We start from the raw sequence: 8228 nt of genomic DNA on the forward strand, positions 1-8228 counted from the left end.
AGAGTCCGTGTTAAGGTGCTCTGCGGATGATTAAAGCTGCCCCCTTAAATGGGAATGAGCCGATTTTTCTCCATCCCACATTTTGTCTAGCCACTTGGCAAATACAACGCTAATTAACGCAATGAAAATTTGTTGAATCATTTCCAACATAAACGTTCCATGTTCTTTTAATGTTGTTATTGTAAAGTACACCCTGAAGTACACCTAGCAGAATTTTTTATTTTTATTGAGTTTAACTAAGAAGATGCAACCGACTGATTATAAAGGGGATTTAATGATCGGGACGGAAGGATTTGAACCTTCGACCACTAGCACCCCATGCTTTCTACTAATGATATCATTCAATTTCAATTAAATTCAAAAATCGTTTATAACTCTTGATATACATGCATTTAAACCATATCATCACATTCAGATAATCTCAAACAATTTCACTTGAGAGCAAGTTTAAGTGTACCCCGAAGTGTACCCCAAGAGTTAATGAGGCTGTAATGACAAATTTTACCGACACCTACATCAAAGGAATGAAACCGCGTGCTGCCCGTTATGAAGAATATGAAGGGGCTGGCTTTGGAATTCGCGTCACTCCCAATGGAATTAAAAGCTGGATATACCGTTACAAAATAGCGGATAAAACCGATAAAATAACGCTGGGGCATTATCCAGCCATGAGTTTGGCTAATGCTAAAAAGCGGTTTATTGAATTGAGTCAGCTGCGCCGCGATGGGAAAAATCCCAAGGACATTATTAATACTCAAAAAGAAGCACGGACAAATACAGTCAGTAAGTTGGTGCTGGCATGGTATACGAGTTACATTGAAAAAGAACGCAAACAACCTCTACAAATTAAACAACTTATAGATGCAGACATCATTCCGTTACTTGGGGATGTTGAGTTAACTAACCTTACTCCTGCAATGGTTACTAAGGCTCTAGATAAAATTGTTAAGCGTGGCGCCCCTGTGCACGCCAATAAAGTACTAGCCGCCCTTAAACAAGCATTCAGTTATGGGGTCAGGCGTGGTGCAATGGCTGAAAATCCTGCTTTATTGTTACAAAGTCGTGACATCGGCGGAATAGAGAAACCCCGCGCTCGTTATTTAACAATTCATGAAATAAAAGAATTACTGCAATTTTTAAATAGCTGTAAAAATCGCATGTCCATCCAAATCAAATTAGCCATCAAGCTGATTTTACATACTGGAATAAGGTCGGGCGAGCTTAGGCTTGCGACTTGGTCAGAAATCGATTTTGAAAATAGCCTCTGGACTATTCCTCAAGAACACACCAAGCAAAACGAGACGATGAGAATTCATTTAACTGAGCCTGTACAGGTCATGCTTAAAACACTTAAATCAGTCTCACAATCAGATTTTATACTTTCAGCTCACCAAGGCGTGCCGCTTAGCCCCAAAGCTTTATCGCGTGCTATTAACCGCATTCAGGAAAGACTTGGCATCCCTCACTGGACAGCACACGACTTAAGAAGAAGTTTTTGTACTCAGCTTGGCGAGGCACTTCACATTGACCCAGTTGTAATTGAAAAATGCCTGGGTCATAAAATGCCTAAAATTATGGCTACTTATAATCGAAATGAAATGCTGCTCCAGCGTAAAGAAGCGTTAAATAAGTGGTCTGAGTACTTAAATAATTTGTTAGCAGATAATATAGTGCCTTTGCCATTAAAAGAAAGCTGTATATAAGGAATTACTAAATTGAGCGTACCAACAACCCCTAAAATTTATCACATCGTTCATTTTGATCGGTTACCTTCGATAATTGAAGATAAACATTTATGGTGCGATAGAGAAATTATTAAACGCGAATGCTCAGGAACTTCAATTGGAATGAGTAAAATTAAACATCGTCGGTTGACTGAACTAACGCTCAAAAGTTATCCCCACTTATTTGTTGGTGATTGTGTTCCTTTTTATTTTTGCTCACGCTCTGTTATGCTTTATCTTATATGGAAAGGAAATCATTCTGAGCTTAGCTATCAAAGTGGACAAGAATTTATCATCCATTTACAAGCTGATTTATATAAAACTATTGAATGGGCTGCACAAAATAATAAAAAATGGGTTTTTACTACGTCTAATGCTGGCTCACGTTATTTTAATGACAGTTCTAACATAGAATGGCTAAAAGAGATTGATTGGGACGCAGTTAAAACTTTAGACTGGACTAGTTGCAGGGAAAAGAAACAAGCAGAATTTCTTATAGAACAAGCGTTTCCATGGCATTTAGTAAACTATATTGGGGTTCAAACTGAAAGGGTTTTTAATAAGGTGAGCAGCATATTGCAAAGCAGTGAGCATAAACCTAAGCTTGGCCTAGAACCTAAATGGTACTACTAAAGCACTGACTACATATGATACAAAAACAGACGGCTATATAACATGATTACATTTAAAACTGGGAATATATTTGAAGAGGATATTGAAGCTATTGTAAACACAGTTAACTGTGTAGGAATAATGGGGCGAGGCATTGCTTTACAATTCAAAAAGAAATATCCCGAGAACTTTAAAGTTTATGCTGAAGCAGCAAAACATAATGAAGTTATGCCAGGAAAGATGTTTGTTTTTGAAAATAACCAGGACTGCTCTCCAAAATATATTATTAATTTTCCTACTAAACGCCATTGGCGTGAAAAAAGCCGTATTTCGGATATTCAATCTGGCTTACATTCGTTGGCAGAAACAATTCAAAAAGAAAAAATTCAGTCAATTGCCATACCTCCTTTGGGTTGCGGATTGGGCGGGTTAAATTGGAACGAAGTACGTCAGCTTATTATAAATACTTTTGAAAAATTTCCTGATATAAATATCATTGTTTTTGAACCGAGTGAGCAGCCCGCTTCTTTAAGACCATCCTCACACGAAGAACCGAAGATGACAGCTGGCCGTGCTGCCCTAATAGAACTAATACACCGATATATTAATGGACTATTAGACCCATTTGTAACACTGATTGAAGTACACAAGTTGATGTATTTTCTACAAGAGGCAGGTGAGTCACTTCGATTGAATTACAAACAGCATCACTATGGCCCATATGCAGAAAATTTAAGACATGTTTTAAACAAAATTGAAGGTCATTTTATTACAGGCTATGCTGATGGCGGTGACACACCAAACAAACCACTGTCTTTACTGCCAGGGGCATATGAAAAAGCCAGCACTTTTTTGTCTTCACATCGCGATACCCATGGGCGCTATAATAAAGTTGCTGATTTAGTAGACGGCTTTGAAACACCTTTTGGCCTAGAGTTGCTGGCAACAGTACATTGGGTTATTACCCATAATTCAATAACATCTCAGAATGATGTTATAAAATATACTTACGCTTGGAATGAGCGAAAAAAACAATTTTCAGCCTCGCAAATTAATCTGGCAATTGATGTTCTGGCAAACAAAGGTTGGATTGAAACATCTAGCTGGAAAAATTAATTTAAAAACAAAGAGGATGAACCGCAAGAAAATAGCACAAGTTCCATTTTGGAACATCTGGGTGATATCAGACATAACCTAACCAGTTATAAAAAAATGGAGAGGTTTTGTCTGATTTAATTCATAATCTATTTATAAGTCATGCAACCTTCAATATTTAAACAATCTAAATAATCCAAACTTGGAATTTCTAAGTCCTATTCAACAATCTCATTGAATCGTATACTCGCCAGGCCAAGCTATCCTTCGCGGGGAGAAAAAGAGGTCTCATCACCCACTCTGCTTGGCACTAATTTGTGATGAATTACTTTGATGGAGTAATGCCAATGTTAAAATCCATGGTAGAGGCTAGCATAGTCAAACGCATTGAACAGATTACCAGTCTCTTTGACCAAATCTGTATTGAACATCCCATAAGAATTGAAATGAATAAAATCAATCAACCAACACAATTAATTATTTTTGCTTGGATTTTAGCAATTTGCCGCAAAGGTTATGAGTCCTTCGGTGAAATTGATTTTAAAGATCACGCTCTAAATGGCATGGCTGAACGGATGAGAATAAAGCTCATCGATATACTACAGAATTCTGGAGAACTTACCGGTTTAAATGCCAAATACTTTAATGAACCAGATATTGCTACAGGTCAAAGTTATAAAAAAAAGCTTAGCTATAAACTACCTCCTAAAATTATGACGAAGCTTATCTGTGAAGACCCAACGCTGACCACGCTTCAAGCTCAAACACCTGCCAAACAAGAAATTGGAAGCACCTATCGCAAAGATGCTATAGGAAACGCCATAATTAATCGCATTCTTCCAAAAATATTACCGAATCCATCTACAGAATTTATTAAACCTATGGAATGGGAATGTTTTTTACTGCTTGAGAAAGCCCTAATAGAAGATGGCGCAAGAACTATTGAGATGGACGTACAGAGTAATAAAGATGAATCTACCGTAAGCGGCACAGGTTGTCATGAAGATGAAATTTTCACCACATATAAGGCATTCAAAGAACGACTAAAAAATCTACTCCAAATATATAAATCATTTTTTTAGCGCCAGCCACCATCCTTCTTTTTTAGCCACGTAAACCCAGATTCCCCAGCCTGGGTTATCTGGGTTTTTTATTTGTTACCTTTGATATCGAATATTAATAAATCGTTTCCAAGGATGGCAAATATGGCAGTAAGAGTCACTTCATTAAAACCTAAAATCTATTTTATCAAAGACGTTGAAGAGATAACGCGTCGTAATCGCATAACCTTGCGGCGTTGGTGGGAAAGTAAAAAATTCCCCAGGCCTATATTAATAAATAATCGGTTAGCTTGGCACACAGATGTAATTCATCAATGGATAAATGAGCATTTGGGGGTAAGTCATGACTAAAAATGCCCCTCCTGCTCATACCGACAAACTTCCAAGCCCTGAAATCGTTGCCGCGATTAAAGAGGCTATTAATAAAGGACAGCAAAAATATAGTACTTACAATGGTGAATCCAATCAAGGCCCAAAACATATTAGTTTTTGTTTTCCATGGCTTCCCAAATTACTGGATGGGGAGGGCCAACATGATTGAGTTAGAACGCGCTCGCTCAGCCCTTGCTACTATAGACCCTGGATGCTCTCGTGAAAAATGGATTCAAATTGGAATGGCTGCAAAAGCAGCGAGATTATCTTTTGAAGACTTCCATAATTGGAGTAAAAACGGCTCAAATTATTTACACGAAAAAGATTGTTTAACTGCCTGGGAGTCTTTTGATAAGTCAGGCCGGATAACCGAAGCTACATTATTTCATATAGCAAAAGAAAATGGTTGGAAAAACCATGAGGTCAGGGATATTAGCATTATTACTGCCAATAAAAATGCTGAAGCAAAGCAAAATAAAAAAGCTATTGCAGAAACTGTAGTAAATGATGACGCCCGTGTATTGGGTATTTGGAATGCCTCTTTACTTGCTGATAAAACTCATCCTTATATTGCTAAAAAACAGGGCAACCCTCATGGATTAAGAGTTTATCCTGAAGATGCACCACCTTTAACCATTGCTGGGCAAAATGTTGCAGGGTTTCTTGTTGTTCCATGTTGGAATGACAACAAATTACAAACACTTCAATTTATTCCTCCTAATGGTGGTAAAAAATTAAATTTGAATGGCGCGGAATTTAATGATGGTTATTTTACAGTTGGCCAAATAACAGGTATCGCTTATATATGTGAAGGGTTAGGTGCCGCATGGCCAATTAATCAATTGACCAATTTAGCTGCAGTTGTCTGTTTTGGTTCCGGTCGAATGAAAAGAGTAGTCAAAACATTACGTATTCAATATCCATCTTTAGAGCTAATCATTATTCCAGACAGGGGTAAAGAAAAATTGGCGCAAGAAATAGCAATAGAGATGCATGCCTCTTGGATTGAATTACCACAATTGTTACCAGACAACTATGATATTGGCGATTATGCGCAAGAATTTGGACATAAGGAACTCCGTTTATTACTAAATAATAAAAAATCACCACCATTACCTCTTAATACTATATTTGCTGATGAGCTACCTGAAACATTTTCACCTGCAGATGAGCTCTTGGAGGGAGTTTTAATTTCTGGCGATGGAAGTATTCTTTATGGAGACTCTAATAGCGGAAAGACTTTCTTTGTAATCGATATGGCATGTGCTATTGCTCGCGGCATTGATTGGATGGGACGAAAAACAGAACAAGGGCTAGTTATTTATCTTGCTGCAGAGTCGCCTACTTCTGTTAAAAGGCGCTTACAAGCGTATCAAAAATACCACAATGTGCGTGTCAAAAATTTTGCTATTGTTCAAAATCCAATTAATTTATTTGACGGTGATACAGACACTGCCGCAGTTATTGCGCTAGTTCACTTGCTGGAGCAGCAGTATAAACAAAAAGTTCGCTTTATCGTTGGGGATACGCTTGCGAGATTGAGTGCAGGCGCTAATGAAAATGCAGGCCAAGACATGGGGCTGGTAGTCCGTCATTTTGACCGCATCCGAAGCGAATGCAATGCTCATTTTATGCTAATTCACCATGGCGGGAAAAATGCTGCTGCTGGCGCTCGTGGATGGAGTGGTGTTCGCGCTGCAGTCGACACTGAAATAGAAGTAACTGATTCGGCAATGGGACGATGTGCTGAAATTACAAAACAACGCGATTTAAGCAGCAAAGGTATCCGCATTGGTTTTGAGCTCGAAAAAGTAACTCTTGGGGTGACCAAATGGGGATACCCTGCAACAAGCTGCATAGTGACATCTACTGAAGCTCCAATAAAAAGTACAAGCAAAAGATTCAGTGAAATTGGAGAAGCTATTTATGCATACATTTTTTCTTTCGAAAAACCTATAAAAAAACGTGATTTGGTGAAGCATTTTGAAGGCCAATATAACTCATCTGCCATTTATCGTCAGCTTAAAAAATTAGTGGGATCAGGGAAAATTATTGAGTCAATGGGGGTTGTCAATAAAGTGCCGATTGGTGCTAATTAGTGCCTAGCAATAATCGGCACAATAATAAAATAGTGCATATTGGTGCCGAGTACTTTAGTACGGCACTGATTGGCACTAAACGCGCAATTAGAAATAATTTTTGCAGCCATATCACGCGCGCGTCATGGGGTCTGGAAAAAGGAATTGAAAATGACATCAGTATATTTTGACAAACACGGTAGGATGAGGATTTCTTGGTATTGCAACGACCCTAAAACTCCTCGAAGTGATAGAGGGGAATGTGGGGCAAAAACACGTAAAGGCACACCATGTAAAGCACAGCCCGTATGGTGTGAGATTCAAGACGGGCCTAAAAATGGCCGGTGTAAGTTACACGGAGGACTTTCTACTGGGCCTAAAACAGCAGCAGGAAAAGAGGCTATAAGGGCCAGCAATAAGAGACGGAACAATAAGAAGTCATAGGCAAATCTTTACTGTCATGCGCTCAAAAGCTGCTAAAGTACTAAAGAATTCGCTGAAAGTCATGATGGCAGCCAGGATTTACGATGAATAGAAGATTCACATGGAGAGATATTTTGCTGTTGAACTTACTAAAAAAATTAAAATATGATAAAATTTTGTACTTTATAAGTGTTTGAGTTCAAAAAATGCCCATTTTTAATAATACTACTGGCGGCCATTATGACTATGATAACTATGGCGCAATGGTTTCTTATACTTTCCCCGAAAATGCTTATGTTGATTTAAAGGGTGTAATAATTAATATTTCAGGCCTAAAGGTTGATACTTATGGTGGAAAATTTGATGGCGAAAGTAACCAATTTTTTAATCAAACAGCCTCCCTTCTTCCCGAAAAATCCTTTACTCAATATAACACTAACCTTTTTATTAATGATAACGAGATTTCTGGCAACGGCTTTCCTGGGAGAGAAGATTTTAAAAAATATAATATCGACTATTTAAATTCCGGAGAGTTTAATGCTTTACAACGAGAAGTAAATTCTAATACAAGTCATCCAAAAGCTCCTTTACTTATTAAGATTATCGAATTTTTAAGAAAATGGTCTGCTGATAATCAAAAAGATATCAAACGTCAACTTCAAGTAATTTTGTCAAAAAACTCCCATTACCCTAAAAATTTATCTATTATTTATGACGATAGAAAATTAAAGCATACCACTCATATAGTTTTATCTTATGAATCTCCTAACAATTGTACTTTAAGGATAGATAATACTTTATCGCCCACTTGTGTCATTCAGCATTCTAAAGGGACCATCGATCAGCAGTTAATGGGACCGCCT

The 8228-nt window shown here is 37.8% G+C and carries 9 protein-coding genes; all 9 read left to right on the plus strand.

Translation table 11 applies throughout. From position 1 onward, the window contains the following. Positions 1-491: 491 nt before the first annotated feature. Positions 492-1703, plus strand: a complete 1212-nt coding sequence (locus Q0495_RS02300; protein ID WP_298622607.1) for a site-specific integrase — start codon at positions 492-494, stop codon at positions 1701-1703. Positions 1704-1715: 12 nt separating this feature from the next. Then, complete coding sequence (locus Q0495_RS02305) at positions 1716-2357, plus strand: DUF4433 domain-containing protein (protein ID WP_298622609.1); 642 nt, start codon at positions 1716-1718, stop codon at positions 2355-2357. A gap of 42 nt (positions 2358-2399) precedes the next feature. Beyond that, positions 2400-3452, plus strand: a complete 1053-nt coding sequence (locus Q0495_RS02310; protein ID WP_298622611.1) for a macro domain-containing protein — start codon at positions 2400-2402, stop codon at positions 3450-3452. A 326-nt stretch (positions 3453-3778) separates the two neighbouring features. Next, entirely contained in the window at positions 3779-4513 is a 735-nt protein-coding gene (locus Q0495_RS02315) for a hypothetical protein (protein ID WP_298622613.1), read from the plus strand. A gap of 123 nt (positions 4514-4636) precedes the next feature. Next, the gene (locus Q0495_RS02320) at positions 4637-4843 is read left to right on the plus strand and encodes a hypothetical protein (RefSeq protein ID WP_298622615.1); all 207 of its coding nucleotides are present in this window, start codon (positions 4637-4639) and stop codon (positions 4841-4843) included. After that, positions 4836-5033: a hypothetical protein gene (locus Q0495_RS02325; protein ID WP_298622617.1), complete on the plus strand. Its 198-nt coding sequence runs from the start codon at positions 4836-4838 to the stop codon at positions 5031-5033. The genes Q0495_RS02320 and Q0495_RS02325 overlap by 8 nt, the downstream gene beginning before the upstream one ends. Continuing rightward, positions 5026-6963 carry an AAA family ATPase gene (locus tag Q0495_RS02330; RefSeq protein WP_298622618.1) on the plus strand — a complete coding sequence of 646 codons (1938 nt, stop codon included), beginning with the start codon at positions 5026-5028 and terminating at the stop codon, positions 6961-6963. Before Q0495_RS02325 ends, Q0495_RS02330 begins: the two co-directional genes overlap by 8 nt. Positions 6964-7113: 150 nt before the next feature. Beyond that, the gene (locus Q0495_RS02335; protein ID WP_298622619.1) at positions 7114-7386 is read left to right on the plus strand and encodes an HGGxSTG domain-containing protein; all 273 of its coding nucleotides are present in this window, start codon (positions 7114-7116) and stop codon (positions 7384-7386) included. A 185-nt stretch (positions 7387-7571) separates the two neighbouring features. Then, positions 7572-8228: hypothetical protein (locus tag Q0495_RS02340; protein ID WP_298622620.1), on the plus strand; the 657-nt coding region annotated here is incomplete at its 3' end.

This window comes from uncultured Legionella sp. (assembly GCF_937871865.1).
Lineage (GTDB): Bacteria > Pseudomonadota > Gammaproteobacteria > Legionellales > Legionellaceae > Legionella.

What these genes read in the sequence shown, in the direction of transcription:
- Q0495_RS02300 (WP_298622607.1), top strand. Translation starts at nt 492, where the DNA reads ATGACAAATTTTACCGACACCTACATCAAAGGAATGAAACCGCGTGCT.
- Q0495_RS02310 (WP_298622611.1), top strand. Translation starts at nt 2,400, where the DNA reads ATGATTACATTTAAAACTGGGAATATATTTGAAGAGGATATTGAAGCT.
- Q0495_RS02315 (WP_298622613.1), top strand. Translation starts at nt 3,779, where the DNA reads ATGTTAAAATCCATGGTAGAGGCTAGCATAGTCAAACGCATTGAACAG.
- Q0495_RS02320 (WP_298622615.1), top strand. Translation starts at nt 4,637, where the DNA reads ATGGCAGTAAGAGTCACTTCATTAAAACCTAAAATCTATTTTATCAAA.
- Q0495_RS02325 (WP_298622617.1), top strand. Translation starts at nt 4,836, where the DNA reads ATGACTAAAAATGCCCCTCCTGCTCATACCGACAAACTTCCAAGCCCT.
- Q0495_RS02330 (WP_298622618.1), top strand. Translation starts at nt 5,026, where the DNA reads ATGATTGAGTTAGAACGCGCTCGCTCAGCCCTTGCTACTATAGACCCT.
- Q0495_RS02335 (WP_298622619.1), top strand. Translation starts at nt 7,114, where the DNA reads ATGACATCAGTATATTTTGACAAACACGGTAGGATGAGGATTTCTTGG.